The sequence below is a fragment of the Methylobacterium sp. PvP105 genome (assembly GCF_017876975.1).
Classification (GTDB): Bacteria; Pseudomonadota; Alphaproteobacteria; order Rhizobiales; family Beijerinckiaceae; genus Methylobacterium; species Methylobacterium radiotolerans.
On the sequence record NZ_JAGIPA010000001.1, the window covers coordinates 453,862 to 480,465 of the forward strand.

21 protein-coding genes are annotated in these 26,604 nt (G+C 70.5%); 10 read left to right on the forward strand and 11 right to left on the reverse strand.

The window, feature by feature from the left end; genetic code table 11:
* The first annotated feature begins 10 nt into the window (after nucleotides 1–10).
* Nucleotides 11–790 carry a trypsin-like serine protease gene (locus J3A75_RS02220; RefSeq protein ID WP_071000597.1) on the forward strand — a complete coding sequence of 260 codons (780 nt, stop codon included), beginning with the start codon at nucleotides 11–13 and terminating at the stop codon, nucleotides 788–790.
* Between the two features lie 82 nt (nucleotides 791–872).
* Here J3A75_RS02220 and ctrA read toward each other — a convergent pair whose 3' ends face one another.
* Nucleotides 873–1,574 carry a response regulator transcription factor CtrA gene (gene ctrA, locus J3A75_RS02225; RefSeq protein ID WP_010683835.1) on the reverse strand — a complete coding sequence of 234 codons (702 nt, stop codon included), beginning with the start codon at nucleotides 1,572–1,574 and terminating at the stop codon, nucleotides 873–875.
* 419 nt (nucleotides 1,575–1,993) lie between these two features.
* On the opposite strand from ctrA, the gene fliI reads away from it, so the two are divergent.
* The 3 genes from fliI (at nucleotide 1,994) to J3A75_RS02240 (ending at nucleotide 5,113) form a co-directional block, all read left to right on the forward strand.
* Nucleotides 1,994–3,346 carry a flagellar protein export ATPase FliI gene (gene fliI, locus J3A75_RS02230; protein ID WP_012322461.1) on the forward strand — a complete coding sequence of 451 codons (1,353 nt, stop codon included), beginning with the start codon at nucleotides 1,994–1,996 and terminating at the stop codon, nucleotides 3,344–3,346.
* 149 nt (nucleotides 3,347–3,495) lie between these two features.
* Nucleotides 3,496–3,903 carry a flagellar export protein FliJ gene (fliJ, locus tag J3A75_RS02235; protein ID WP_012322462.1) on the forward strand — a complete coding sequence of 136 codons (408 nt, stop codon included), beginning with the start codon at nucleotides 3,496–3,498 and terminating at the stop codon, nucleotides 3,901–3,903.
* 142 nt (nucleotides 3,904–4,045) lie between these two features.
* Nucleotides 4,046–5,113: a lysylphosphatidylglycerol synthase domain-containing protein gene (locus J3A75_RS02240; protein ID WP_053621323.1), complete on the forward strand. Its 1,068-nt coding sequence runs from the start codon at nucleotides 4,046–4,048 to the stop codon at nucleotides 5,111–5,113.
* 182 nt (nucleotides 5,114–5,295) lie between these two features.
* On the opposite strand, the gene flhA is transcribed toward J3A75_RS02240, so the two are convergent.
* On the reverse strand, nucleotides 5,296–7,443 hold the full coding sequence (flhA, locus tag J3A75_RS02245) for a flagellar biosynthesis protein FlhA (RefSeq protein WP_012322464.1): 2,148 nt from the start codon (nucleotides 7,441–7,443) through the stop codon (nucleotides 5,296–5,298).
* A gap of 237 nt (nucleotides 7,444–7,680) precedes the next feature.
* On the opposite strand from flhA, the gene J3A75_RS02250 reads away from it, so the two are divergent.
* On the forward strand, nucleotides 7,681–8,277 hold the full coding sequence (locus J3A75_RS02250; protein ID WP_024828016.1) for a hypothetical protein: 597 nt from the start codon (nucleotides 7,681–7,683) through the stop codon (nucleotides 8,275–8,277).
* A gap of 40 nt (nucleotides 8,278–8,317) precedes the next feature.
* On the opposite strand, the gene J3A75_RS02255 is transcribed toward J3A75_RS02250, so the two are convergent.
* Nucleotides 8,318–9,559, reverse strand: a complete 1,242-nt coding sequence (locus tag J3A75_RS02255) for a capsule polysaccharide transporter (RefSeq protein WP_012322466.1) — start codon at nucleotides 9,557–9,559, stop codon at nucleotides 8,318–8,320.
* Between the two features lie 136 nt (nucleotides 9,560–9,695).
* The gene (locus J3A75_RS02260) at nucleotides 9,696–10,349 is read right to left on the reverse strand and encodes an ABC transporter ATP-binding protein (protein WP_012322467.1); all 654 of its coding nucleotides are present in this window, start codon (nucleotides 10,347–10,349) and stop codon (nucleotides 9,696–9,698) included.
* A 395-nt stretch (nucleotides 10,350–10,744) separates the two neighbouring features.
* On the opposite strand from J3A75_RS02260, the gene J3A75_RS02265 reads away from it, so the two are divergent.
* From J3A75_RS02265 to J3A75_RS02275, 3 genes are all read left to right on the forward strand, one after another.
* Nucleotides 10,745–11,218: a PAS domain-containing protein gene (locus tag J3A75_RS02265; RefSeq protein ID WP_012322468.1), complete on the forward strand. Its 474-nt coding sequence runs from the start codon at nucleotides 10,745–10,747 to the stop codon at nucleotides 11,216–11,218.
* A 55-nt stretch (nucleotides 11,219–11,273) separates the two neighbouring features.
* A complete protein-coding gene (frc, locus tag J3A75_RS02270; protein WP_012322469.1) occupies nucleotides 11,274–12,524 on the forward strand; it encodes a formyl-CoA transferase in 1,251 nt (416 codons plus the stop codon).
* Nucleotides 12,525–12,607: 83 nt separating this feature from the next.
* Nucleotides 12,608–13,786, forward strand: a complete 1,179-nt coding sequence (locus J3A75_RS02275; RefSeq protein ID WP_024828015.1) for an HPP family protein — start codon at nucleotides 12,608–12,610, stop codon at nucleotides 13,784–13,786.
* Between the two features lie 3 nt (nucleotides 13,787–13,789).
* Here the strand turns inward: J3A75_RS02275 and J3A75_RS02280 are convergent, their stop codons facing one another.
* From J3A75_RS02280 to J3A75_RS02310, 7 genes are all read right to left on the reverse strand, one after another.
* Nucleotides 13,790–14,485 carry an alpha/beta hydrolase gene (locus J3A75_RS02280; protein WP_024828014.1) on the reverse strand — a complete coding sequence of 232 codons (696 nt, stop codon included), beginning with the start codon at nucleotides 14,483–14,485 and terminating at the stop codon, nucleotides 13,790–13,792.
* Between the two features lie 195 nt (nucleotides 14,486–14,680).
* Nucleotides 14,681–16,426, reverse strand: coding sequence for an oxalyl-CoA decarboxylase (gene oxc / locus J3A75_RS02285; protein WP_012322472.1), 1,746 nt, complete (start codon nucleotides 16,424–16,426; stop codon nucleotides 14,681–14,683).
* Between the two features lie 145 nt (nucleotides 16,427–16,571).
* Nucleotides 16,572–17,858, reverse strand: coding sequence for an oxalate/formate MFS antiporter (oxlT, locus tag J3A75_RS02290; RefSeq protein ID WP_024828013.1), 1,287 nt, complete (start codon nucleotides 17,856–17,858; stop codon nucleotides 16,572–16,574).
* 134 nt (nucleotides 17,859–17,992) lie between these two features.
* Nucleotides 17,993–19,795 carry a hypothetical protein gene (locus J3A75_RS02295; protein WP_024828012.1) on the reverse strand — a complete coding sequence of 601 codons (1,803 nt, stop codon included), beginning with the start codon at nucleotides 19,793–19,795 and terminating at the stop codon, nucleotides 17,993–17,995.
* A 183-nt stretch (nucleotides 19,796–19,978) separates the two neighbouring features.
* Entirely contained in the window at nucleotides 19,979–21,067 is a 1,089-nt protein-coding gene (locus tag J3A75_RS02300) for a branched-chain amino acid aminotransferase (protein ID WP_071000598.1), read from the reverse strand.
* A gap of 103 nt (nucleotides 21,068–21,170) precedes the next feature.
* On the reverse strand, nucleotides 21,171–22,931 hold the full coding sequence (locus J3A75_RS02305; protein WP_071000599.1) for an ABC transporter ATP-binding protein: 1,761 nt from the start codon (nucleotides 22,929–22,931) through the stop codon (nucleotides 21,171–21,173).
* A gap of 92 nt (nucleotides 22,932–23,023) precedes the next feature.
* The gene (locus J3A75_RS02310; protein ID WP_012322477.1) at nucleotides 23,024–23,557 is read right to left on the reverse strand and encodes a Spy/CpxP family protein refolding chaperone; all 534 of its coding nucleotides are present in this window, start codon (nucleotides 23,555–23,557) and stop codon (nucleotides 23,024–23,026) included.
* Between the two features lie 156 nt (nucleotides 23,558–23,713).
* Between J3A75_RS02310 and J3A75_RS02315 the strand changes: the two genes are divergently transcribed.
* Nucleotides 23,714–24,652, forward strand: coding sequence for a metal ABC transporter substrate-binding protein (locus J3A75_RS02315; RefSeq protein WP_043075106.1), 939 nt, complete (start codon nucleotides 23,714–23,716; stop codon nucleotides 24,650–24,652).
* 176 nt (nucleotides 24,653–24,828) lie between these two features.
* A complete protein-coding gene (locus J3A75_RS02320; RefSeq protein ID WP_043075107.1) occupies nucleotides 24,829–26,577 on the forward strand; it encodes a heparinase II/III family protein in 1,749 nt (582 codons plus the stop codon).
* Nucleotides 26,578–26,604: the final 27 nt, after the last annotated feature.

A 26,604-nucleotide genomic window follows, 5' to 3' on the forward strand; every position in this document is an offset into this window, starting at 1 on the left:
AGAGCAGCACGTGACCAGCTTCGGGACCACCTTCCGGACCGTCGGGGCGCGGCGCGCCGCCGCCGCGTCGGCCCTGGCCCTCGGTCTGGGCCTGTCAGGCCCGGCCGCCGCGATCGACGGCGGGTCGGCCGCCGGCCGTGATGCCCTGGCGCAGGCCACCGTGGCGATCGGCACGATCACCCAGCCCGAGGAGGCGCTGAAGCTGACCCGCTGCACCGGCGTGCTCATCGCGCCGGATCTCGTGCTCACGGCGGCCCACTGCGTGAACGGCGATCCGCTGGGCGCGCTGGTGGTGTTCTTCCGGGGCAGCGAGCCGGCGCGGCCGGTCTACGGCGCGCGGGTCGCCGCCCGCTACAGCCCCGATCCGGGGGAGATGCTGCCGAACGAGGCGTCGGGCGTCAGCCTCTCCGATCTCTCCCTCGACCTCGCGGTCCTGCGCCTGACCGACCCGGTGCGCGACCGGCGGCCCGTGCCGCTGGCGGCGGATCCCGGCCGCGTTCCGAAGAGTCTGCGCATCGCCGGAGCCGGCCTCTCCGGCCGGACCGTCGGACGCCTGCGCACCGCCACGCTGACGCCGGTCGCGGCGAGCAGCACCGGGCTGACCATCGCCCGGGCCAACGGCGCCCGGGTCTGCTTCGGCGATTCGGGCGGCCCGGTCGTCGCGCAGGATCGCCGCGGCACCTACATCTGGGGCGTGGCCAGCGCGGTGATCAGCCGGGCCGCGCCCTGCGGCGGCTACGTGGTGATCGCGCCGGCCGCGCAGGTCTTCTCCGCCACCGGGACGCGGTGAGGGCTTCGGACACCGCCGGAACGCGAAAACCCCGCGCGGCCGGACCGCGCGGGGTTTTTCACGGGACGGTGCGACCGGCGGATCAGACCGCCATGCGCTCCTCGCCGTCCATCGGCTCGCGCAGCACGTAGCCGCGGCCCCAGACGGTCTCGATGTAGTTCTTGCCCTGGCTGGCGTTCGCGAGCTTCTTGCGCAGCTTGCAGATGAAGACGTCGATGATCTTCAACTCGGGCTCGTCCATGCCGCCGTAGAGATGGTTGAGGAACATCTCCTTGGTGAGGGTCGTGCCCTTCCGGAGCGAGAGGAGTTCCAGCATCTGGTACTCCTTGCCGGTGAGGTGCACCCGGGCGCCGCCGACCTCGACGGTCTTCTGATCGAGGTTCACGATCAGGTCGCCGGTGGTGATGACCGACTGGGCGTGGCCCTTCGAGCGGCGCACGATGGCGTGGATGCGCGCCACCAGCTCGTCCTTGTGGAACGGCTTGGTGAGGTAGTCGTCGGCGCCGAAGCCGAGGCCCTTCACCTTGTCCTCGATGCCGGCCATGCCGGACAGGATCAGGATCGGCGTCTTCACCTTCGCCACGCGCAGCGAGCGGAGCACCTCGTAGCCCGACATATCGGGCAGGTTCAGATCGAGGAGGATGATGTCGTAGTCGTACAGCTTGCCGAGATCGACACCCTCTTCCCCGAGGTCGGTGGTGTAGGTGTTGAAGTTCTCGGACTTGAGCATCAGCTCGATGCTCTGCGCGGTCGCGCTGTCGTCCTCGATCAAAAGTACCCGCATCGTCGGTCCCCAGCCCCGCCGGCCGCATCAGCGCGCAGACACGTCCCAGCCTTCGCCCGCCACCGGCCTGTGGACGGGCGCTCCGTCGCTCTTGACGTGGAACGCTATGGATTAATCGTTAACAAAACCTGATTCCTGCCCGCAAGCGTCTCGTTCGCAGTTCCGCGAGCTTGACAGGAGAAACATCGCCTCTCCGGTCACGCCCACGGTCCCGATTCCGTTCCGTCCGCGTCCAGGCCGCTCGCCCCCTTCGGCGTAAGTACTTCCTCCGCAACGATCCGATCCCCGGTGTTGTCCGTCGGACACACCGGTACGACTTCGTCGGGCGCGACCACGGCCGCGACCCGGATCGAGCCGCTACGAGCCCGTGACCCGCAGTGTTAAGGAGGCCGGTAAACGAAGCGTTGAGAGCCAGGCCGATGACACAGGATCCGGCAAGATCCGTTGCTTCCCTCGCGTCGGCGCGGGCCGCCCTGGAGCGGATCGAGGTGCTGGAGACGTTCGGGCGGGTCGTGGCGATCCGCGGCCTGCTGGTCGAGGTCGCCGGACCCGTGGCCGCGATGCGACTCGGCGGCCGGGTCGACGTCGAGGGCGCCAACGGCCACGGGCTGGTCCCGTGCGAGGTCATCGGCTTCCAGGGCGATCGGGCACTCGCGATGCCCTTCGGCTCGCTCGAGGGCGTGCGGCGCGGCTGCCCGGCCTATGTCCGCGACGAATCGGCCGGCGCGATCCGGCCCTCCGGCGCGTGGCTGGGCCGGGTGATCGACGCCCTCGGGCGGCCGGTCGACGGGCTCGGCCCCCTGGCGCAGGGGCCCGACGTCTACCCCCTGCGCGCGGATCCGCCCCCGGCCCATGCCCGCACCCGGGTCGGCGGTCCGCTCGATCTCGGCGTCCGATGCATCAACACCTTCCTGACGATGTGCGCGGGCCAGCGGATGGGCATCTTCGCCGGGTCGGGCGTCGGCAAGTCCGTGCTGCTGTCGATGCTCGCCCGCTACACAGCCGCCGACGTGGCGGTGATCGGCCTCGTGGGCGAGCGCGGCCGCGAGGTGCAGGAATTCCTCCAGGACGATCTGGGCGCCGCCGGCCTCGCGCGTTCGGTGGTCGTGGTGGCGACCTCCGACGAGCCGGCCCTGATGCGCCGGAACGCGGCCTACGTGACCCTGTCGGTCGCCGAGCACTTCCGCGATCAGGGCGCCAAGGTCCTGTGCATGATCGACTCGATCACGCGCTTCGCCATGGCCCAGCGCGATATCGGCCTCGCCGCCGGCGAGCCGCCGACCGCCAAGGGCTACACGCCGACCGTCTTCTCGGAGCTGCCGCGCCTGCTCGAGCGCGCCGGCCCCGGGGTGGGGCAGGGGACGATCTCGGCCCTGTTCACCGTCCTGGTCGAGGGCGACGACCACAACGAGCCCGTGGCGGACGCGGTGCGTGGCATCCTCGACGGCCACATCGTCATGGAGCGCGCCATCGCGGAGCGCGGGCGCTACCCGGCGATCAACGTGTTGCGCTCGGTCTCGCGCACCATGCCGCGCTCCTGCGATCCAGCCTATCTCCCGGTCGTGCGGCGCGCGCGGCGGCTGCTGTCGACCTACGCCGACATGGAGGAGCTGATCCGCCTCGGCGCCTACCGGGCCGGCTCCTCCCAGGAGGTCGACGAGGCGGTCGCGCTCATGCCGCATCTTGAGGCTTTTCTGGGGCAGGGTAAGGAAGAAGCAACGTCCATCGGCGATGGTTACGCACGGCTCTCCGAGATCGTCGGCGGGGCCTAGGCACTGTGGGCCGGTGCGTTAACGCTTCGGCGCGATCATGGTGCACGTGGGGGATTCGGGCGGGTCTGCCGTGGGCAGGCTCGCGCACAGGCTCGGTCCGGGCACGATCCCGGACGCGGCCTCAAGCGTTGCGTGGAGTGAGCGTCCTGATGAAATCGCGTGACACGCTGATCCGCCTGCGCCGCTTCCAGGTCGACGAGAAGCGCCGGCGCGTGACCCAGATCGAGATGATGATGGCCGACTTCCAGCGCATGGCGGTGGAGCTCGATCGCGAGGTCGCCGTCGAGGAGGCCCGGGCCGGCATCACCGACGTCGGTCACTTCGCCTACCCGACCTACGCCCGCGCGGCGGCGACGCGCCGGGACAACATGATTCAGTCCGCCCAGGCGCTCGAGGGCCAGCTCGCCGAGGCGAAGGCCGAACTGGGCGAGGCGTTCGAGGAGCTCAAGAAGGTCGAGATCCTGAACGATCGCGAGCGGACCGCCGAGCGCGCTGCCGAATCGGCCCGCGACCAGGCCGCCATGGACGGGATCGGCCTCAACCGCGCCCGGGGCTGACGCGGTCCGGCGGGCCGCTGACCGGCTCCCGCGGCACGAAACCGTCACGATCACCTGACAAGGGGGATCGCGGCGGTCTCATGCCGCTTGCAGCGCGTCGCGTGCCGGCGCATCAGGGGCTCTCCCCAGGGCGTCGGTGTTCATGAAGAAGATCAGCGAGTTCATCTGGCCCTTGATCGGCCTCGCGGCCGTCGTGATATCGGGCTACTTCCTCTACCAGGAATTGAAGACGACCTCGCTCTCGGCGATCTGGGCCGCGATTCTGGCGATCCCGCCGCACCGGATCCTGCTGGCGGCCCTCTCGACCCTGGTCGCCTACGCGGCACTCGCCTGGTACGACCGGATCGCCCTGCTGCATCTGGGCGTCCGCCACATCTCGTGGCTCTTCGTCTCGCTCTGCTCGTTCACGACCTACGCGCTGTCGCACAATATCGGCGCCTCGGTCTTCTCGGGCGCGCTCGTCCGCTACCGGGCCTACACGGCCAAGGGCCTGACGGCGGCGCAGGTCGCCGTGCTGGTGGCGCTCTGCTCGTTCACCTTCTTCCTCGGGACCGTCCTCCTCGGCGGCTTCACGCTGGTGGTCGATCCGCACCTGCTGACGCGGCTCGAGGGCAAGCTGCCGGGCTTCCTCACCGATTCCAAGACCGCGCTGATCGTCGGCATCGGCATGCTGGGCTTCGTCGGCCTGTACGTGCTTGGCTCGATCCTGCACCTGCGCCCGCTCCACATCCGCTCGTTCAAGCTCGAGTATCCCCGGCCCGGCATCATGGGACGCCAGCTTCTGGCGGCACCGCTGGAGCTCCTGGGCGCGGCGGGCATCATCTACTTCGCCCTGCCGGAGGCGATGAATCCCGGCTTCATCCCGGTCCTGGCGATCTTCCTGGCCTCGTTCTCGGTGGCACTGGCCTCGCACGCGCCGGGCGGCCTCGGCGTGTTCGAGATCGTGTTCATCACCGCGATGCACATCACCGACGAGGCGCAGAAGGACGCGATCATCGCGGCGGTGATCATCTTCCGGATCTTCTATTTCTGGCTGCCGGCGCTGGTCTCGGTGATCGTGGTGATCGCCTTCGAGCGCTCGCGGCTGGCCGCGGCGATCGGCTCGGCCGCGCACGGGCCCAAGGCGGCCGCCGTGCCGGAGCCGCCCGTCGTCGTTCCCGGCCTCGACGCGCACGAGATGGAGCGGGAGCTCAAGCAGAAGGCGATCTGACAGGACTGGACGCCGTCTCCACGAGCGCCATCACGCCGTCACGTCGGCCCTCAAGCGTCACACCGCACACCACTCCGGATCGTCTTGCCGCGTGCGTGCGCGGTTCGCGCCGATGCCTCTGAGGGCCCACGTGGCGGCTGCGGCGGCCCCGGCAGAGCGCCGGCGCCGCGGCCGGTCGATCCTCAAATCGAGTTCACCGTCCGCAGCCGCGCCCGCGGGTGGATCTCCGCCTGGCTCATCACCGGCGTCTCGCGGCGGAAGCGCTCGATGATCGAGCGCACGAAGGGGCGCGTCTGGGCCGAGGTGACCAGCACCGGCATCTCGCCCTGGCGCGCCGCCGTCTCGAAGCGGTCGCGCACGGTGTTGACGAACTCGCTGAGCTTCGAAGGCTGCATCGCGAGGTAGCGCTCCTCGCGCTCGCCCACGATCGATTCCATGAACGCCTGCTCCCAGGCCGGCGACAGGGTGATGATCGGCAGCATGCCGTTCGGATCCTGGTACTGCGCGCAGATCTGCCGGCCCAGGCGTGCCCGGACGTGCTCGACGACGTCGCGGGGGTTCTTCACGGCGCCCGCCACCTCGGCGACCGCCTCCACGATCGCCCCGAGATCGCGGATCGAGACCCGCTCGGCGAGCAGGAACTGCAGCACGCGCTGGATGCCGGTGGTGGAGATCTGCGACGGCACGATCTCCTTGAGCAGCTCGGCGTGCTCCTTGGGCAGCTCGCGGAGCAGCTTCGAGACCTCGACGTGGTTGAGGAGCTCGGAGACGTGAGCCTTGATGACTTCGGTGAGATGCGTCGACACGACGGTGGCGGCATCGACCACGGTGTAGCCCTTGAGCTGGGCCTGGTCGCGCAGGGCCGCGTCGATCCAGGTCGCCGGCAGGCCGAAGGTCGGCTCCAGCATGTGCTGCCCGGGCAGCTGAACCTGACCGCCCATCGGGTCCATCGCCATGAACTGGCCCGGGAAGATCCGGCCGGTGCCCGCCTCGATCTCCTTGACCCGGACCACGTAGGCGTTGGCGTCGAGCTGGACGTTGTCGAGGATGCGCACCGACGGCATCACGAAGCCCAGTTCCGCGGCGAGCTGGCGGCGCAGGGCCTTGATCTGGTCGGTGAGCCGGTCCTGGCCCTCGCCGTTGACCAGGGCGAGGAGCGCGTAGCCCATCTCGAGCTTGAGGTCGTCGAGCTTCAGCAGGTCGGTGACCGTCTCCTCCTTGGCGGCGCTGGCCGCCGCGACCGCGGCCGCATCCATCGGGACGCCCTGAGCGTCCAGGGGCGGCGCCAGCTTGGCGGTCTTGTTGATGCGCCACGCCGCGTAGCCGGCCCCGCCGCCCAGCAGGACGAAGGGCAGCATCGGCATGCCGGGCAGGAGGGCGATCAGCAGCATCACCGCCGCCGACATGCCCAGCGCCTTGGGATAATGCGCGAGCTGCTTGCCGAGCGCCTTGTCGGCGGCCCCGCGCACGCCGGCCTTCGAGACCAGCAGGCCCGCCGCCGTCGACACGATCAGCGCGGGGACCTGGCTCGCCAGGCCGTCGCCGATGGTCAGCAGGGTGTAGCTCTTGGCGGCCTCGCCGAAGCTCAGGCCCTGCTGCGCCACGCCGATGATGATGCCGCCGACCACGTTGATGAAGGTGATCAGCAGGGCCGCCACCGCGTCGCCGCGCACGAATTTCGAGGCACCGTCCATGGCGCCGAAGAAGGAGGACTCCTCCTCCAGGGCCGCGCGCCGAGCCTTCGCGGCCTTCTCGTCGATCAGGCCGGCCGACAGGTCGGCGTCGATCGCCATCTGCTTGCCGGGCATCGCGTCGAGGGTGAAGCGGGCCGCGACCTCGGCGATCCGGCCCGAGCCCTTCGTGATGACCACGAAGTTCACGATGATCAGGATCGCGAACACGATGATCCCGATGACGAAGTTGCCCCCCATCACGAAGTGGCCGAAGGCCTCGATGACGTGGCCGGCCGCCGCCGTGCCCTCGTGGCCGTGGCCGAGGATGAGGCGCGTCGAGGCGAGGTTCAGGGCGAGCCGCAGCATCGTGGCGATGAGCAGCAGCGTCGGGAAGACGGTGAATTCCAGCGGATTATCGATCGACAGGCCGGTCATCATGATCAGGACCGACATGATGATCGACACGGCCAGCAGCAGGTCGAGCAGGATCGCCGGCAGCGGGAAGATGAGGACCGCCAGGATCCCCAGCACGCCGGTGGCAAAGAGGAGGTCCGACCGCTTCGACAGTGCCTGGAGGTCGCCGCGCGTCGGCAGCGTCAGCTGGCCGAGGACGGCCGCCGCCCCTGTCTGTGCCGGCGCGCTCGCCGTCTCTGCCATCGATGCCACCCGCTGCCGCTCACCCGGGACGCGACCGGGACGTACCCGGCAAGATCTGCCGACCGGATGGTTAGCGCGGCGTTAAGATACGGCCGACGGTGACGGGAACCGGGGCCGCCGCGATCGCTTGATCGGACGGCGAGAGCGTCGATCCGGCATCCGACCGAGCCCGCGTCCGGGCCGCCCGCGCCGCCGCCACGTCTCCGGGCCCAGGCCCGCGAATCCCGGGAGAGTTCGATGGCCCTGCGCGCCCTGACCGCCCTGTTCGACGATTACGACGCCGCCGCAGGTGCGGTGGACCGGCTGGAGGCCGCCGGCATTCCCCACGCGGACATCAGCATCATCGCGAACCGCGACGAGCCCGCGGCCCCGCCGCGGGCGCCGGGGGCCGCCGTTCCCCGACCGGTGGATGCGGCCGACTCCGCCGGCACCGGCGCTACGGTCGGCACGGTGCTGGGCGGCGGCGCCGGGCTGCTCGCGGGCCTGGGGCTGCTGGCGATACCGGGACTCGGCCCGGTGGTGGCGGCGGGCTGGCTCGTCGCCACCGTGACGGGGGCGGGCGTGGGGGCCGCGGCCGGCGGCCTGATCGGCGGCCTGACGGCGGCGGGTCTCAGCGCGGACGAGGCCGAGACCTACGCCGAGGGCGTGCGCCGGGGCGGCACCCTGGTGACGGTGCGCGCCGACGAGTCCCGGGCCGAGCGCGTCCTGTCCATTCTCGACCATGCGGGGTCGATCGATCTCGACGAGCGTGCCGAGGGCTGGCGGGCGCAGGGCTGGACCGGCGGCACGATCGGCCCGGCGGCCGACGACCGGGGCACCGGGTCCGGCCGCTGATGATCTCGGACCGTCCCCGGGAAGCCCGGCCGGGCGGTGGTCAGGTCATCATCTTCCGGGCGAACATCGCGGCGCCGAACAGGACGCCCGCGCCCGCGGTGATCAGCCCGATCATCAGGAGCCGCCGCGGCTCGGTGGAGGATTCCGCCTTCACCGGCTCGACGATCGGGCTGAAGAACTCGATCTGCCGGGCCGCGATGATGCGCGCGCGCTCGTGCGCGGTCAGCACCTGCTGATAGTATTTCTCGGCGTTCTTGCGGTCGTTCTCCAGGACCTCGAACTTGGTCAACGCGTCCGAGAGCAGGCGCTTCTGCTCCGGATCCTGGCTGGCGGATTGCCGCTCGATCCGGGCGATGTTCTCGTCGATGTCCTTGATCTGCTGCTTGATGTCGATGATCCGGCGCGCGTCGGGCCCGAGGTCGCGCTGTCCGATGGCGAGCTGCAATGCGAGGTTGATTCGGGAGGCCCGCAGTTCGGCGATCATCTTGACGTTGATGTCGTTCGTCTTCTGAGCGTCGAGCACGCCCTCGCGATTGCGCAGGTCGCGGGTCGCGAGGCGGATCTTGGTCATCCGCTCCTCGGCGAGCCGCAGCTCGCGCGTGCTCTCGGCGACCGCATCCTCGCGCGACTTGACGGTGAGGTCGTTCACCTTGCGCTCGGCCTCCTTCATGACGGCCTTGGCGATGGCGAGGGATTCCTCGGGATCGAAGGCCTCGACCTCCACCGACAGGATGCCGGATCCGGACTCGACCTCGACGCCGACGCGCCGCTTCCAGTAGCGGAGGAACTTCTCGATCGGCTTCTCCGGATCGAACCGCGAGAAGTAGTCGATCGAATCGTTGCTGTACCACTGGCGCAGCGGCAGCTGCGCCTCGAGGAGCTCCAGCATCGGCCGGCTCAGGATGAACTCGCGCGTGATCAGCGTGTCCTGCGCCACCATCTGGTTCGCCATGCCGGAATTCGTGCCCCCGGTCTCCGAGGACGTCTTCTCGGCGGAGCCGAGGGCCGGCCGGATCGCGAACCGCGCCTCGGTGACGTAGCGATCCGAGGCGATCAGGCCGTAATAGACCGCGCCGGCGAGGGTCGGCAGCAGGAAGCAGACGACGAACAGGATCGGGATCCAGGGATCATTCTTGGCATCGGCCTGGTAAGATCGGATTCCCTTCTTGCGGTCGGCGAAGCGCGACATGCGCGCGATCTGCCGCAGCGACTCGCTGACAGCCTGCTGGCGGTCCGCGGGCGTGACCGGCTGCCCCTCGGCCTTCCGGATCTCCATGTTCATGGTCTGATTCCCGGCCTCCCCGGCCTCGAAGGTCGATCCGTCACCGGGATCCCGACCGCGCCGCACGCGGCGCCGCGATCGTCTCTCGCACGGCGAGGCGGCAAAAGCATGTCGTCACGGCCGGCCGCCGGCGCGGTCAGGCGTTGAGGCGCCGGTACACCTCGATGGCGTCGTTCACGTCCTCGTAGATGATCGCGCGGCCGTTGAGCAGGACGAGCCCCTGCGTGCACCACTGGCGGATCGTCTCCATCGAGTGCGAGACCATGATGATGTCGGCGTTCTTCCGACGCTGCGAGAAGACCTCGTCGCAGCGCTTCGAGAACCGCGCGTCGCCGACCGAGGTGATCTCGTCGATCAGATAGCAGTCGAACGGGATCGCCATGCTCATACCGAAGGCGAGCCGCGCGCCCATGCCGGATGAGTACGTGTAGATCGGAACGTCGAGGTAGCTTCCGAGCTCAGAGAAGTCCTCGACGAAATCGAGGACCTTGCGCGGGTCCTCGCCGTAGATGCGCGCCACGAACGTGACGTTGTCGCGCCCGGTCATCTTGGGATGGAAACCGCCGGCGAAGCCGAGGGGCCACGACACTCTGAGGCCGCGGTGGATCCGGCCCCGCGTCGCGTCCTCGGTGCCGGCGATCAGCCGCATCGTGGTCGATTTTCCGGCGCCGTTGATGCCGAGGATGCCGTAGGAGACGCCCGGCTTCAGGGTGAACGACACCTGCTCCAAGATGGTCCGCCGGTGGCCCTCCGTGCGGTAGACCTTGCTGACTTTCTCGAAACGGATCACCGAAATGGTCTCCCGGGCGGCTCGCCGAACCGCCGGTACGAGCGGCCTGACGCACGATCTCCTGCTCGCCGAAAGCGGCGAATCTGAGAACAACATGAGCGCCTTGCCGAGACACGCCGACTCGGTCGGGCAGGGTGCGACCGCTCCTCGGCCTCGCCGGAGATCTCATTCGGCCGCTTGAAGAAAAGTTCCACCTGTCACTCCCTCGGTTGACGCCATTTCCCATTTGGCATACCAAATACCAACCGACGAGGGCGGGTGACGGCCCTTCAGGGATGCGGGACCGGAAATTTACCGCCGTTCTCGCGCGTGACGTTCAGGAAGGGCCGCCCCATGACAAGGCGCCGGACTGCCGCGATTCACCTCTCATCCGCGCCGCCGACCGGGTGGCGTCCATGAGGACGACCGGGCCGACCCTGGCCGCGCCCGGTCCCTCCGAACTTGACGGTCTGGTCGAGGCCATCGGCGACGCCGTGGTTGTGTCCGATCCGGACGGCGCCATCACCGTCTGGAACCCGGCCGCCGAGCGCATCTTCGGCTTCACCGCCGCCGAGGCGCTGGGGCAGAGCCTCGACCTCATCACGCCCGAGCGGCACCGTCGCCGCCACTGGGACGGCTACGCCAAGACCATGCGCACCGGCGTCACCCGGTACGGGGCAGAGACCCTGAGGGTGCCGGCGCTCCACAAGGACGGCCACCAGCTCTCCATCGCCTTCACGGTGGGGATGGTGCGGGACGCCTCCGACCACGTGACCGGGATCGTCGCCGTGATCCGCGACGAGACCGATCGCTGGGCCGAGGAGAAGCGCCTGCGCCAGCGCGTGGCCGAACTCGAAGCTTCCTCGGATGCGAACCGCCGGGCACCTTGATCCCGCCGGACGTGCCGAAGGTCCCGATCACCAAACCGCACAGGGAGAACGCCCAATGAGCAAGCCGCTGGAAGGCATCAAGATCATCGACTTCACGCACGTCCAGGCCGGCCCGGCCTGCACGCAGCTGCTCGCTTGGTTCGGCGCCGACGTGATCAAGGTCGAGCGTCCCGGCGCCGGCGACGTGACCCGCACCCAGCTGCGCCACGTCGAGGACGCGGACGCGCTCTACTTCACGATGCTGAACTCCAACAAGCGCTCGCTCACCCTCGACACCAAGACCCAGGCCGGCAAGGAAGTCCTCGAGAAGCTCATCCAGGACTCCGACGTCATGGTCGAGAATTTCGGCCCCGGCGCCCTCGACCGGATGGGCTTCTCCTGGGCCCGCATCCAGGAGCTGAACCCGGGCATGATCCTCGCCTCGGTGAAGGGCTTCTCGGACGGTCACCACTACGAGGACCTGAAGGTCTACGAGAACGTCGCCCAGTGCGCGGGCGGTGCCGCCTCGACCACGGGCTTCTGGGACGGGCCGCCCACCGTCAGCGCCGCCGCGCTCGGCGACTCCAACACCGGCATGCACCTTGCCATCGGCATCCTCACGGCGCTCCACCAGAAGAACAAGACCGGCAAGGGCCAGAAGGTCGCCGTGTCGATGCAGGACTCGGTGATCAACCTCTGCCGCGTGAAGCTGCGCGACCAGCAGCGCCTCGACGCCCTCGGCTACCTCGAGGAGTACCCGCAGTACCCCCACGGCGAGTTCTCCGACGTGGTGCCGCGCGGCGGCAACGCGGGCGGCGGCGGCCAGCCGGGCTGGGTGCTGAAGTGCAAAGGCTGGGAGACCGACCCGAACGCCTACATCTACTTCACCATCCAGGGCCACGCCTGGGCGCCGATCTGCAAGGCGCTCGGCAAGGAGGAGTGGATCACCGACCCGGGCTACAACACGCCGCGGGCCCGCCAGGACAAGATCTTCGACATTTTCAAGACGATCGAGGAGTGGCTCGCCGACAAGACCAAGTTCGAGGCGGTCGACATCCTGCGCACCTACGACATCCCCTGCGCGCCGGTGCTGTCGATGAAGGAGATCGCCGAGGACAAGTCCCTGCGCGAGAGCGGCACCGTCGTCGAGGTGGCGCACCCGAAGCTCGGCAAGTACCTGACCGTCGGAAGCCCGATCAAGTTCTCCGACATGAAAGTCGAGGTGAAGGCGTCGCCACTGCTGGGCGAGCACACCGATGAGGTGCTCGCAGACCTGGGTTACACGCCGGAGCAGATCCGGGCGATGCACGAGGCCCGCGCGGTCTGATAGAGACCGCCCGACCTCAGCGTTCCTGAGACAGGACGGCGCTCCCCCGGCGCCGTCCTTTTCATGTGCGAGCCCCGGATCCGATGCGCGCATTCCTCAGCCGTTTCCTGCCGGAGCTGACCCCGGTCAGCAAGCGCGAGCGCCTGCGCTCCGCGGCCGGTGCCCTCGTGGGCATCCTGACGACCGGTTTCGTCTGTCGGGTCTCCGTCCCGGCCGAGGCGCTGCCGGTGCTGATCGCCCCGATGGGGGCCTCGGCGGTGCTGCTCTTCGCCGTGCCAGCGAGCCCCCTGGCGCAGCCCTGGTCGATCCTCGGCGGCAACACCGTGGCGGCGCTCGTGGGCGTCACGGCGGCGGCCTGGATCGGCGACCCGTTCGTGGCCGCGTCCTGCGCCATCGGCGTGGCGATCGCGCTGATGATGGCCCTGCGCTGCCTGCACCCGCCGAGCGGGGCCGTGGCGCTGACGGCGGTCCTCGGCGGCCCGGCGATCCGGGAGCTGGGCTACGGCTTCGTGCTGTGGCCGGTGGCGGCCAACTCGCTGCTCCTGCTGACAACCGCCCTGCTGTTCAACAACCTGACCGGGCGCGCCTACCCGCACCTGCGACCCGCCGGGCCGCGAACGGCCGATCCGCCCTCCGGCGCCCGCGTGGGCTTCCGGGCCTCGGACCTCGATGCCGCGCTGGAGGATTTCGACCAGCTTCTCGACGTCGACCGGAGCGACCTGGAGCAGATCCTGCGGCGCGTGCAGATGCGGGTCTACGGCCGCCGCTCGGGGCCGATCACCTGCGCGGCGATCATGTCGCGCGACGTGATCGCGGTGGCGCCGGACGCGCCGCTGTCCGAGGCCATGCGGCTGCTGCGCCGTCACCGGATCAAGGCGCTCCCGGTCACCGACGAGGGCGCGCGCGTCCTCGGCATCGTCACGCAGACCGATCTGCTCGACAAGGCCGCCTGGGACCGGAACGGGCCGCGTCTCGGCCTCGGCCGCCGCCTGCGCCTCACCGCCGAGCGCGGCCGCGCCCCTCACGGCTGCGCGGCCGACATCATGAGCGCCGTCGAGCCGGTCGGTCCCGACACGCCCGTGGCCGCGCTGGTGCCGCGGATGTCGGAGGCGGGGCTTCACCACCTGCCGGTGGTCGACACCGACGGCCGCCTGGTCGGGATCGTCTCGCAGACGGACCTGATCCCGGCGCTCCTGTCCGAGACCGACGCGCGCGAGGCACCGGTCCGCGCCCGCGCGCCGGCGCGGGCCGCCCTGGCCTGAGCCTCAGGGGCGTTCGGCCGGGTCCGCCAGGAAGAACGCGACGGCCTGCGCCACCACGGCCGGCTGGTGGGCGTGCGGGCCGTCATACTCGACGAAGGTCACCGGATAGCCGGCCTCGCGCAGGGCCGGCACGTGGACCCGGGCGCTCCGGTCGATCGGGATCTGCTCGTCCTGCGTCCCGTGAGACAGGAAGATGCGCGGCGCCCCGACCTGCAGGTGAACCGACAGGAACCCGGCCGACGAGACGATCAGGTGGCGCGCCACGTCGCCGTTGGCGAGCCCAAGGGAGAGCGTGTAGCTGCCGCCGTCCGAGTGGCCCGCGAAGCAGAGCCGCTGCGGATCGAGCAGGAACCGGTCAGCGACGTGATCCAGCGCCGCCGCGACCCGCTCCCGGTCCGGCCCGTGACCGGCGATGACGAGGTCCCACGTCGGAAACAGGGATTGCGGCACGAGGAGCAGGAAGCGCTCGGTCCGGGCATGCGCCTCCAGCATCGGCAGGATCCGCTCGGCGCTGCCGCCGCCGCCGTGGAACAGCACCACGAGCGGGCAGGGGCGGCGCGGATCGAGACCCTCGGGAACCACCAGCACCGCGTCGCGCTCGGCGAAGAGGCCGAGATCGTGCCGGCCTGGGGGAAGGGGCTCCTCAGTCGGGAGACGGTGTCGGAAGTGCAGGCGGCCGGCGAGGTCGGGATCGATCATCGCGGGGACTCGTCGGATCGGTGTCTGGGATCGCGCGACGTAGCTTGCCGCCGCGAAGGCCTGCCCCTCCCACAGGGGCGAGGGGACCTGCGGATCGGCCTGAGAGGATGCCGCTCATTCACGAACGGCCGGACCGCTGAGCGATCCGGCCGGTCTGTCGATGTCAGGGGACCGGGCTGAGGACGCCCGCGGCCCTCACTTCTTCTTCTTGATCCCGCTCTGGGGGTTGAGGCTGCCGATGTTGCCGCTCTCGCTGCCGGCGGCCGGGTCGATGACGGCGTTGACCAGGGCTGGGCGGCCCGAGTTCATCGCCTCGTTGACCGCGCGGGTCAGCTCGTCCGGCGTGGTGACGTGGTAGCCGACGCCGCCGAAGGCCTCGATCATCCGGTCGTAGCGGGAATCCGGCACGAACACCGTGGTGGCCGGATCGCGACCGGTCGGGTCGGTGTCGGTGCCGCGATAGATGCCGTTGTTGTTGAACACCACGATGCAGACCGGCAGGCCGTACCGGCAGATCGTCTCGACCTCCATGCCGGAGAAGCCGAAGGCGCTGTCACCTTCCACGCAGAGGACCGGCTTGCCGGTCTCGACCGCGGCCGCGACGGCGAAGCCCATGCCGATGCCCATGATGCCCCAGGTGCCGACGTCCAGGCGCTTGCGCGGCTGGTACATGTCGATGATGCCGCGGGCGAGGTCGAGGGTGTTGGCGCCCTCGTTGACCAGGATCGCGTCCGGCCGCTCCTTGATGATGGTGCGGAGCGCCCCGAGCGCGGCGTGGAAATTCATGGGCGAGGCGTTGCTCATGAGCTTCGGCGCCATCTTGGCGATGTTCGCCTCGCGCTTGGTCTTGAGCGTCTCGATCCAGTCGGACGGGGGCTGCTGCCAGCCCTGGCCCATGCCGTCGAGCAGTGCCTGGACGCAGGAGGCGATGTCGCCGACCACCGGAGCGACGATCTCGACGTTCGAGTCCATCTCGCGGGGCTCGATGTCGATCTGGATGAACTTGGTCGAGCCCGGCTCGCCCCAGCTCTTGCCCTTGCCGTGCGACAGCAGCCAGTTCAGCCGGGCGCCGATCAGCAGCACCACGTCCGAGTCCTTCAGCGCCGTCGAGCGCGCCGCGCCGGCCGAGAGCGGGTGGGTGTCGGGCAGGAGGCCCTTGGCCATGCTCATCGGAACGTAGGGGATGCCGCTCGTCTCCACGAGGGCGCGGATCGCCTCGTCGGCCTGGGCGTAGGCGGCGCCCTTGCCGAGCACGATCAGCGGCCGCTTGGCGGATTTCAGGACCTCGAGCGCCCGGGCGATCGCCTCGGGAGCGGGGTGCTGGGCCGGGGCCGGGTCGATCACCTTGACCAGCGACTTCTGGCCGGCCTCGGCGTCCATCACCTGGGAGAACAGCTTGGCGGGCAGGTCGAGGTAGACGCCGCCCGGCCGGCCCGAGCAGGCCGCGCGGATCGCGCGGGCGACGCCGATGCCGATATCGGCGGCGTGCAGGACGCGGAAGGCCGCCTTGCACAGGGGCTTGGCGATGGCGAGCTGATCCATCTCCTCGTAGTCGCCCTGCTGCAGGTCGACGATCTCGCGCTCGGAGGAGCCCGAGATCAGGATCATCGGGAAGCAGTTGGTCGTGGCGTTGGCGAGCGCGGTCAGGCCGTTCAGGAAGCCCGGCGCCGAGACGGTGAGGCAGATGCCCGGCTTCTGGGTGAGGAAGCCCGCGATCGCCGCGGCGTTACCGGCGTGCTGCTCGTGGCGGAACGAGATGACCCGCATCCCCTCGGCCTGGGCCATGCGGCCGAGATCGGTGATCGGGATGCCCGGGACACCGTAGATGGTGTCGATGCCGTTGAGCTTGAGCGCGTCGATGACGAGGTGGAAGCCGTCGGTCAGATCGGGCTCGGCCTCGACCTCGGGGGCGGTGTGGACGATCTTGGCGACTGCGGTCATCACGGTTTCTCCCGGAAGATCGGTTTGGACGGGCGGCGCTCGGCGCCGGCTGGCTGGGGATCCCCCGCGCTCCCGAAGACGGGGCGGGCGGGAGATCCGGGAAGGTTGGGCGTCGCTTCCGCGACGCCGTGGGGTGGGAGGCCGGTCAGGCCGCCCGGATCGGCTGGGCGCCGAGCGCCGCGGGCTGGTCTTCCGAGGCGAGGTAGCGGGCCCGCATCGGGCGCAGGACGAACATCGCCAGCGCCGCCGCCGTCACGTTGAGGACGATGATCAGCGTGAACACCGCCGACCAGCCGTAGGCCGCCGACAGGATGCTGGCGAAGGGGACGAGGAAGGCCGCGGTACCCTTGGCGGTGTAGAGCAGGCCGGCGTTGCTGGCGGCGTACTTGGAGCCGAACGTGTCGCCGCAGGTCGCCGGGAACAGCGAGTAAATCTCGCCGAACACCCCGAAATAGACCGCGGTGGCCAGGACGAAGACCATCGGGATGTGCCCGTAGGTCAGCAGCACGATCACCGCGAGCGCCGCCGTCGAGAAGGCGATGAACATCGTGTTCTCGCGGCCGATGTTGTCGGAGACGTAGCCGAAGAACGGCCGGCCGAACCCGTCGAAGACCCGGTCGAGCGAGATCGCCAGCGTCAGCGCCGCCATCTGCAGGCCGAACAGGCTCACCGGGACGCCGGCCACCTGGAAGTCGTGGGCGATCGGGGCGATCTGCGCCGCCGCCATCAGGCCACCGGAGGCGACCATCACGAACATCACGTACATCACCCAGAAGACCGGGGTGCGCACCGCCTCGCGCGGGCTGCGGTCGACCTTGGTCTGCGGCAGGCGCGTCTTCTTGCGCTGGACCGGCGTGTTGGTCGACGGCTTGCGCAGCAGGAAGGCGAGGGCGAGGACCACGGCGCCCTGGCCGATGCCGAAATACAGGAATGCGTCCTGGTAGCCGCTGGACGCGATCATGCGGGCGATCGGCACCACCGTGATGGCGGCACCCGCGCCGAAGCCGGCCGCGGTGGCACCGGCGGCGAGGCCGCGGCGATCCGGGAACCACTTGAGCGCGTTGCCCACACAGGTGCCGTAGACCGAGCCCGCTCCGATGCCGGCGATGACGGCGCCGAGATAGAGCATCGCCAGGCTGTCGGCGTACGCGTTGATGGTCCAGGCGAGGGCGATCATCACGCCGCCGAAGGCGACCACGATCTTCGGACCGTAGCGGTCGACGAACCAAGCCTCGACCGGAACCAGCCAGGTCTCGGTGGCGACGAACAGCGTGAATGCGAGCTGGATCGCCGCGCGGCCCCAGTGGTAACGCTGATCGATCGGGTCCACGAACAGTGTCCAACCGTATTGGAGGTTGGCGATCATGGCCATGCAGATCACGCCGAAGGCGAGCTGCCACCATTTCGCCGACGGCGAATCCTGGCGTTCCATCCCTGAGCCTCTCTCTTGGGCGGCGCGGCCTTGCTGTGGCGGCGTCTCTGGTGCACCGACGATCATGCACATCCGTTCTAGGTATGCAATATACCAGCGTGAGACGGACCGGATGAACTGTCAGGGCGGCGATATTATTCCGTTTGCCCCGCTGCAGGAATCGGGCCCCACGCGCCGAGCGTCGGCGCGTCAGCCGGGTGCAGCGTCTCCTCCAGGGTAGGGATGGAACTCGGATCGGCCGGAAAGCCGATGGCCGCACAGGCGGCCTCCCAGTCCGGGCCCGCCTTCACCGCCGCCAGGGTGTCCCGATCCAGCGCGGTGATCCGACCTCGGTCGAGGCGCAGGATCGCCCGCCCGGTCTCGGCCTGAACGAATCGGACGGTGGCCATCCGGCGCAGGCATTCCCGTAGGAAGGTGGTGTTGGCGGCTGCAGAGAGGTCGGCGCCCTTGAACACCGCCTCGGGGCCGCGGGCGAAGATGTCGACCTTCCGGAAGCGGTCGATGTCGATCAACCCCTTCACGTCGAGGATGTTGAGGATCCCGTCCGCCCAGAACGCGATGGTGCGCGGGCGCTCGCCCAGCGGCACGCTGTTGTCGAGGAACTCGCAGACCACCTGCTTGTCGCGTGCGAGCGCCCAGTTGAAGAACAGGCGCGGCATCCCGGTATAGGCCTCGACGTTGTGGGCCAGCAGGTCCTCCACGGCCTTGTAGCGGCCGAACAGCTCGCCGCGCTTCCAGGCGCGCTCCACGGTATCGGCCGGGGGCGTGACCATGAACTGCATGTAGACCCGATCGCCGAACCGAGTGAGCAGCTGGCCGCCACCGTCCGAGCCGGCCTCGGCCTGGAAGCTGTCGAACCGGAACCGGTCGATCAGCAGGTTCGAGATCCGCCGCTCCGCCGCCTTGCGGGTGACGTAGCGGTCGAGCTTCATATCGATGATCTCGACCTCGTAGCCGGTCAGCGTCCCGGCGTAGCGGGAGGCTTTGCCCAGGCTGTCGTAGTCGAGGAGGTACTTGCGCCAGACATCGGGGGTGATCACCGCGAAATCCGACCACGCCATGCCCAGGCGCCTGGCGAGGCCGAGCTGGTAGGGGCGGATCGTGCTCTTCCCGGACGCCGAGGCACCCTTCACGTTCATCACCACCGGATGATCCTGGGGCGCCAGCCGCCGGTAGCGCTGCGCCTCCACGACCGCGTCGATCCAGGGCTCGATCTGCTCGCCGATGCGCCGGCTGCCGTAGCCGTTCGAGACCAGCGTCCCCGCGATGGTCCGCAGCAGGGCCGCGTCGCGGATGACCGTGTTCTGCCGGGCGATCAGGCCGGCCACGACGGCACGCAGAGCCTCGCAGGCGGCGATCTCCAGGGCGTCGCCGGCTTCGGCGGCGCGCCGCTGCCAGGTCTCCAGATGGCGCAGGGCGCGGGTCGCGAGATCCTCGCGCGGGGCCTCGAGCGCCGGAGGGCGGCGTCCGAGGAGGCGGTCGAGCCAGCGCGGCTCCGGCGGCGGGGGAGGCCGGTCGTCCAGGATGGCGGCGACCTCGCGGGCGAGCACCGCGTCGGCCTCGGCGCGGATCCCCGCGAGGGCGGTCTCGATCTCGCCGAGGCGCGGCTCGATCCCCTCGCGCAGGATCGTGGCGACGATGGCGCGGAAGTTCACGCCGAGATCGGCGTAGACCGCGCCGACCGGCACGGACAGGTCCGACATGACCCGGATCAGGACTTCGTGGACGACGAGGCGGCCGGCCCGGAACCGGGTGAGCTGGCGGGCGGGCAGCCCGCAGAGGTCGCTCAGATCCAGGGCGTCGCGGAGCGGCGTCTCGACGTGCTCTGGCCGGTAGACGGTGACCAGCGGCACGAACGCGGACGGCAGATCGGACCGGACGCCCGGATTCCAGGGGCCGATCGCTGCCTCGGGGGAGCGGACCGCCGCGTCTGTCACGCGCGCGGCCGCCGTATCCTGAGGCGGACGCTCCGGTCGGCCGGCCGCGGGCCGCGGGGCCGCACGGCGGCCCCGGAGGCGTCCGGGACCTCAGGATAGGAGCTGGACAGGCGCCCTCCGGGTCCGAGCGGTGAACCCGGCCGTCCCGACGATGAATGCACCGCCGCGGACGGGAGACGGCTCCTAGAAGATCTTCTGGAACCAGCCATGGGCGTCATTGGAATTGCCCCGCTGGATGTCCACCAGCAGACTCCGCAGCCGCTGGGCCACCGGGCCGGCCTTGCCGTTCCCGATCGTGAAGCTCTCCTCCCGGCCCTTCACGGTGCCGATCGGTGTGATCACCGCGGCGGTGCCGCAGGCGAAGGCCTCGGTGAGGCGTCCCTCCCGCACGTCGGCGCGCCACGCGTCGATCGTGTAGGGCTCCTCCTTGACCGTCAGGCCGGCCTCCCGGGCCAGGGTGATCACCGAGTCGCGGGTGATGCCAGGCAGGATGCTGTCCGAGAGCGGCGGCGTCACCAGCGTGCCGTCCTCGAAGACGAAGAACACGTTCATGCCGCCGAGTTCCTCGACGAACCGGCGCTCGGCCGCGTCTAGGAACACCACCTGCTCGCAGCCCTGGGACGCCGCTTCCGACTGCGCCGCGAGGCTCGCGGCGTAGTTGCCGCCGCACTTGGCCGCGCCCGTTCCCCCCGGGGCCGCGCGGGTGAAGTGCTCCGAGATCCACACCGTGACCGTCCCGGTCGGATCCTTGAAGTAGGAGCCCACCGCCGAGGCGATCGTCACGAACAGGTATTCCGAGGCCGGCTTGACCCCGAGAAAAGCCTCGCTGGCGATCATGAACGGGCGCAGGTAGAGGCTGCCGTCCGCCGTGTCGGGGATCCAGGCGCGGTCGATCTCGACGAGCTTGCGCATCGCCTCCACGAAGGCGTCCTCGGGGAACGGCGCCATCGCCATGCGCTCGGCCGAGCGGCGGAACCGCAGGGCGTTCGCCTCGGGTCGAAACAGGGCCGCGCCGCCGTCAGCGGTGCGGTAGGCCTTGAGGCCTTCGAAGATCTCCTGCGCGTAGTGCAGCACCGCGGCGGCGGGGTCGAGCGGGATGGCCTCGCGGGCCTGGATCCGCGCGTCGTGCCAGCCGCGGCCGGCCGTGTACCGCGCCACCACCATGTGGTCTGTGAACACCTTGCCGAAGCCTGGATTCGCCATCAGTGCGGCCCGCTCCTCGGCGGTCCGCGGCGTGGGATGACTTTGGATCTCGAACGTCAGGTCGCTCACGGTGTGGTCCTCATCGACTGAGGCCCTTATGGCGCGCTCCGGCGCGCGAATCTACGGAGCCGGCGCATGACGGCGTCGCCGCACATGCGAGTCACCCTGCGTGTCACTCCGCTGTCGCCGGTTCCGACAGCTGCAACCGGTGGAGGCGCGCGTAGGGGCCGCCGGCCGCGAGCAGGTCGTCATGCCGCCCGATCTCGATCACGCGGCCGGCGTCCATCACGGCGATCTGATCGGCCTCGCGCACCGTCGAGAGCCGGTGGGCGATCACCAGGGTGGTCCGGCCGCGCATCAGCCGGGTCAGCGCCTCCTGGACGAGGCGCTCCGATTCGGAATCGAGGGCCGAGGTCGCCTCGTCGAGGAGCAGGATCGGCGCGTCCTTGAGGAAGGCGCGGGCGAGGGCCACACGCTGCCGCTCGCCGCCGGAGAGCCGGCCGCCGCCCGATCCGACCCGGAAGCCGTAACCCTCCGGCAGGGCCGTGACGAAGGTGTGGGCCGCGGCGGCCGCGGCCGCCGCCTCGATCTCCGCGCGCGTCGCTCCGGGCCGGCCGAAGCCGATATTGGCGGCGATCGTGTCGTCGAAGAGCACGACCTCCTGCGACACCACCGCGACCGCGGCGCGCAGCGAGGCCAGCGTGACGGTCCGCACGTCCTGGCCGTCGATGGTCACCGCGCCGCCGGTGACGTCGTAGAGGCGCGGAACGAGGTTGAGCAGCGAGGACTTCCCGGAGCCCGAGCGCCCGACCAGCGCCGTCACGGAGCCGGCGGGAACCGCGAGGTCGATGCCCTCCAGCGCCGGCGCGTCCGGCCGGTAGCGGAAATGCACGTCCGCGAACCGGATGCCGCCGCCCGCGATCGCCAGCGGCCGGGCGTCCGGCGCCTCGCGGATCGTGGGAACCTCGTCCATCACGTCGAAGTAGCGCCGCAGCGCGGCCGCGGCCTCCTGCAGGATGGCGTTGAGGTTGCCAAGCGCCCGGGCCGGCTGCGCCGCGAGCAGCAGCGCCGCCACGTAGCCGGTGAAGTCGCCGACCGTCTTCTCCCCGGCCAGCACGCGCTGCCCGACCAGCACCAGCACGCCCGCCACCGCGATGCCGCCGCCGATCTCCAGCAGCGGGTCGAGGCGGCCGCGGGCGTTGGCGGCCTTCATCTTGAGGCGGCGCACCTCGTCGAGGGCGGCGGCGGCGCGGCCCTTGAGGTAGCTCTCCATGGCGAAAGTCTTGGCGACCCGGGCCCCCTGCAGGCTCTCGGAGATCAGGCTGGCGGTGGCGCCCATCTGCTCCTGGGTCGAGGTCGAGACCCGCCGCAGCTTCCGGCCGATCCGCCCGATCGGCCCGGCGACGAACGGGACCGTGACACCGGCCACCAGGGTCAGCACAGGATCCATCCAGATCAGCGCGGCCACGAGCCCGATCAGCATCGCGATGTCGCGGAGAAGGACCGTCGAGATGCGGGTCAGCGCCTCCTTGATGAAGGCGAAGTCGGTGGTGAAGCGCTGTGTCAGCGCCGCCGGGCTCTCGCGGCCGAGCTGGGCGAGGTCCGAGTCGATCAGGTGGCCGTAGAGCGCGGACTGCATATCGGCCTCGACCCGGGTCACCACGCGGTTGGTCAGAATCGTCTGGCCGTAGAGGGCGAAGCCGCGCGTGGCCGTGACCACGATCACCACCAGCGGTCCGTACGCGATGGCGGCGGCGTCCTTGCGGTCGAAGGCGTCGAAGGCGGCCTTGATCAGCGCGGGGTAGAGCCCCGTCGAGGCGCCCACCAGCGCGATGAGCACCAGCACCACCGCCAGGGTGGCCCGGTGCGGGTACAGCCAGGTGCGCCAGAGCCGGGCGAGGAGGGGAGCCGTGTCGCCGGGAAGGCGCGCCATGAGACCTACCGGGTCGGATCAGTGCCGCCCCCGGTCAGGATGCGCGGCGGCAGCGGTTTGCCGCCGCCGCCGCCGCGGATCAAGGCTTTTGCTCAGCGGTCTTCGCCGCGCGGCCCGCGATCGTCGTCGTGCTCGCGCTGCCAGCCGCCCCGCATGCCGTGGCCGCCCATCGGGCCCATCGGCCGGGCGAGGATCAGGGCGCGCCGCTTCTGATCGGGGTCGAGGCTGGCGTAGAGCGGCTGCGACGCGTCGGCGAGCTTGCGCAGGGCGTCGCCCCGCGCGCTCGCCGCGTCCGCCATCGCCCGCAGCGCCGCCGGGGCGTCGTCGCTGAATTTCGGCCGGTCGCGCATCGCCGCGCGGCGCTGCTGGCGCAGCTTGGCCATGTCGCGGATCGCCGCCTCGACCGGCGGCCAGAGCTTCTCCTGGTCGGGCGTCAGCTTCAGGCCCGCATGCAGGGCGGCGATGCGGGCATCCGTGAAGGCCGCGCGGTCCTCGGGCGTCAGCGCGCTCCAGCGCCCGTGCCCGCGGAATCCGCCGGGCCCGTGATCGTGCGCGAAGGCCGCGCCGGCGAGCCCCAGGCCGAGGGCGCCGCTGATGAGAATGGCCGCTCTCATACGTCGGGACATGAACATCTCCGTCTTACGCTCGGGACGTCGTCGCGGCCCGCGGCGGCGCCCAACGCCGCGCATGAGGCACCGACCGTGTATCCCGCTTGTGTATGTAACAATGTTACATTAGTGGCAGGCGCGACGGGGAATCGGGCAGGTGGAGCGGTGCGGCGCGTGGCGAGAACATTCCGGATCACGGCGCTCGCGATCCTGTCCCTGTGGTTCGGGTCGGCGGGGCCGGCCTCGGCTGCCGGGCAGGACGGGCCGGTCCGGGCGGTGGCGACGTTCTCGATCCTCGGCGACCTCGTCCGGCAGGTCGGTGGATCGCACGTGACGGTGGCGACGCTGGTCGGGCCGGACTCCGATGCCCACGGCCTGAGCCCGTCCCCGGCCGACGCGCGCAAGCTCGCCGAAGCCGACATCGTGTTCGTCAACGGCCTCGGGCTGGAGGGCTGGTTCGACCGGCTGATCCGAGCTTCCGGAACGCGCGCCCCCGTCGTGGTGGCCTCCGCGGGCGTGAAGCCGATCCCCGCGCAGGACGAGCACGCCCACGGCGACGGCGACCACGGGCACGGCGACCACGCCGTGGACCCGCATGCCTGGCAGGATGTCGCCAACGTGCGGATCTACGTGGCGAACATCCGGGACGGCCTCGCAAAGGTCGATCCGGCCCATGCCGACGCCTATCGGGCGGCGGCCACCGCCTATCTCGCCGAGCTCGACGCGCTGGAGCGGGACGTGCGGGCGGCGATCGCCCGCATTCCGCCGGAGCGGCGGCGGATCATCACGACCCACGACGCCTTCGGCTACTTCGCGGCGGCCTACGGTCTGCGCTTCATCGCGCCGCAGGGCGTGTCGACGGACAGCGAGGCGAGCCCGCGGGACGTGGCGGCGATCATCCGCCAGATCCGGAAGGAGCGCGTGCCGGCGGTGTTCCTCGAGAACATCAGCGATCCGCGCCAGATGCAGCAGATCGCCCGCGAGAGCGGCGCCCGCGTCGGCGGCAAGGTCTATTCCGACGCGCTCTCGGCGCCGGGCGGTCCGGCCGCGACCTATCTCGATCTGATGCGGTCGAACCTCAAGGCGTTCGACGCGGCGCTGATGCCGGGCTAGCCCCGCCGCGGAGAAGGCCCGCCGCCGCCGTTCGCCTTGGCGGCGTCGGACATGACATAGCGTAAACCGCCGGTTAAGAGGCCCCCACTAGCCTTACGAAACGGGTGCCAGCCGATCCTCGTACGCGAGGGCTCAAGGCCTTGGGGCCTTGTCAGAACGCGTAGCTCGGAGATCGCGTGGCTTGGGGGCCTGACCGCTGGCGCTTCTATCGGCTCGTCGCGCGCGAGGCCGCGCGCGCGGTGCGCGCCGCCGGCGCCAGCGTCACCGCCTCGCCCGACATCCTCGCCCGGATGCGGGTGGCCGGGCTCGTGATCGCGCCGCAGGACCTGCGCACCTCCGACGCGACCTTCGCGGACGACATCTATGCCGGATTGTTCGTCTTCGCCGGCCGGTCGCTCGCGGCGAGCGGCGGCTCGCCCTTCGATTACGCGGCGCCGTCACCGGAATGGGCCGACGAGCTCTACGGCTTCGGCTGGCTGCGTCACCTGCGCGCCGCCGACACCGCGCTCGCCCGGGCCAATGCCCGCGCCTTCGTGGCCGATTTCATCGCCGGCCGCGGCGACGCGGTGCTCGCCCGGCAGACGCCGGTGGCGGCGCGCCGGCTGATCTCGTTCCTGTGCCAGTCGCCCCTCGTGCTGGAGGGCGCCGACCACGGCTTCTACCAGAACTTCCTGAAGGCGATCGGGCGCAACGCGCAGCAGCTCGAGCGTGACCTCCGGCGGGGCGTGCCGCCGCAATGGCGCCTGAACGCCGCGGTGGCGCTCTGCTACGCCGGCCTGTGCTGCGACGGCATCCAGCCGATCCTGCGACGGGCGACCCGGATCCTGACGCGGGAACTCGACCGGCAGATCCTGACCGATGGCGGCCACCGCTCCCGCGACCCGCGCTTCGCCATGGAGCTGCTCCTCGACCTGCTGCCCCTGCGCCAGAGTTATCTGAGCCGCAGCGTCGAGCCGCCGCTCTCGCTCCTGCGCGCAATCGACCGGATGCTGCCGCTGCTGCGTCTCCTGCGGCACCCGGACGCCTCGCTGAGCCACTTCAACGGCATGGGCGCCACGGACGCGGACCATCTCGCGACCCTGCTGGTCTACGACGGCGCGCTCGCCCGCCCGCTGATGCACGCGCCGAATTCCGGCTACGAGCGCCTTGAGGGCGGCCGGGTCGTGATCGTGGCCGATGTCGGCGCCAGCCCGCCGCTGCCCTACTCGGTCAATTCCGGTGCCGGCTGCCTCGCCTTCGAGATGTCGAGCGGACCGCAGCGCATCGTGGTCAATTGCGGTCTGCCGGCCAGCGGCGCGGATCTGCGCCTCCTGGCTCGCTCGACGCCGGCCCATTCCACGGCCGCGGTGGCCCACGCCTCGTCCTGCCGGTTCCTCACCCGCACCGGCTGGTGGGGCGAGCGGCTCCTGGCCGACTGGCTGATCCGCCGGCGCGGCCCGGTGGTGCTGAGCGGTCCGTCCGCGGTGGCCGCCGAGCGCGCCGAGGAGACCGACAGCGTCGTCCTCGCGGCCCGGCACAACGGCTACGGCCCCGAGTTCGGCATCGTGCACGAGCGCCGCTGGCAGCTCTTCCACGCGACGGCCCGCCTGGAGGGCCGCGACGCCTTCCTGCGCCAGGGCAAGGGGCTCAGCCGCGGGCGGCGGCTGCGCCCGCAGGACGTGGCGATCCGCTTCCACCTCCATCCCGGGATCGCGGTGCGCAGCATCCCCGAGGGGCTGGAACTCGCCTCGGCGCTCGGGGAGATCTGGACGTTCCGCGCCGAGAACGCCGCGATCGCCATCGAGGAGAGCGTCTACTTCTCGGGGCTGACCGGGCCGCGCCGGACCGACCAGATCGTCCTTCACCTGCGGGTCGCCGACGACGTCGAGGTCCGGTGGACCTTCGAGCGCCAGGCCTCCGCGCCCCTGCGCGGCGTGGCGCCCTGACAGGTTCGCGACGGGGGCGGCTGGCCG

What these genes read in the sequence shown, in the direction of transcription:
- J3A75_RS02305 (WP_071000599.1), bottom strand. Translation starts at nt 22,931, where the DNA reads ATGGCGCGCCTTCCCGGCGACACGGCTCCCCTCCTCGCCCGGCTCTGG.
- frc (WP_012322469.1), top strand. Translation starts at nt 11,274, where the DNA reads ATGAGCAAGCCGCTGGAAGGCATCAAGATCATCGACTTCACGCACGTC.
- J3A75_RS02250 (WP_024828016.1), top strand. Translation starts at nt 7,681, where the DNA reads ATGGCCCTGCGCGCCCTGACCGCCCTGTTCGACGATTACGACGCCGCC.
- J3A75_RS02280 (WP_024828014.1), bottom strand. Translation starts at nt 14,485, where the DNA reads ATGATCGATCCCGACCTCGCCGGCCGCCTGCACTTCCGACACCGTCTC.
- J3A75_RS02310 (WP_012322477.1), bottom strand. Translation starts at nt 23,557, where the DNA reads ATGTCCCGACGTATGAGAGCGGCCATTCTCATCAGCGGCGCCCTCGGC.
- J3A75_RS02255 (WP_012322466.1), bottom strand. Translation starts at nt 9,559, where the DNA reads ATGAACATGGAGATCCGGAAGGCCGAGGGGCAGCCGGTCACGCCCGCG.
- fliI (WP_012322461.1), top strand. Translation starts at nt 1,994, where the DNA reads ATGACACAGGATCCGGCAAGATCCGTTGCTTCCCTCGCGTCGGCGCGG.
- J3A75_RS02275 (WP_024828015.1), top strand. Translation starts at nt 12,608, where the DNA reads ATGCGCGCATTCCTCAGCCGTTTCCTGCCGGAGCTGACCCCGGTCAGC.
- fliJ (WP_012322462.1), top strand. Translation starts at nt 3,496, where the DNA reads ATGAAATCGCGTGACACGCTGATCCGCCTGCGCCGCTTCCAGGTCGAC.
- flhA (WP_012322464.1), bottom strand. Translation starts at nt 7,443, where the DNA reads ATGGCAGAGACGGCGAGCGCGCCGGCACAGACAGGGGCGGCGGCCGTC.
- J3A75_RS02240 (WP_053621323.1), top strand. Translation starts at nt 4,046, where the DNA reads ATGAAGAAGATCAGCGAGTTCATCTGGCCCTTGATCGGCCTCGCGGCC.
- J3A75_RS02265 (WP_012322468.1), top strand. Translation starts at nt 10,745, where the DNA reads ATGAGGACGACCGGGCCGACCCTGGCCGCGCCCGGTCCCTCCGAACTT.
- oxlT (WP_024828013.1), bottom strand. Translation starts at nt 17,858, where the DNA reads ATGGAACGCCAGGATTCGCCGTCGGCGAAATGGTGGCAGCTCGCCTTC.
- oxc (WP_012322472.1), bottom strand. Translation starts at nt 16,426, where the DNA reads ATGACCGCAGTCGCCAAGATCGTCCACACCGCCCCCGAGGTCGAGGCC.
- ctrA (WP_010683835.1), bottom strand. Translation starts at nt 1,574, where the DNA reads ATGCGGGTACTTTTGATCGAGGACGACAGCGCGACCGCGCAGAGCATC.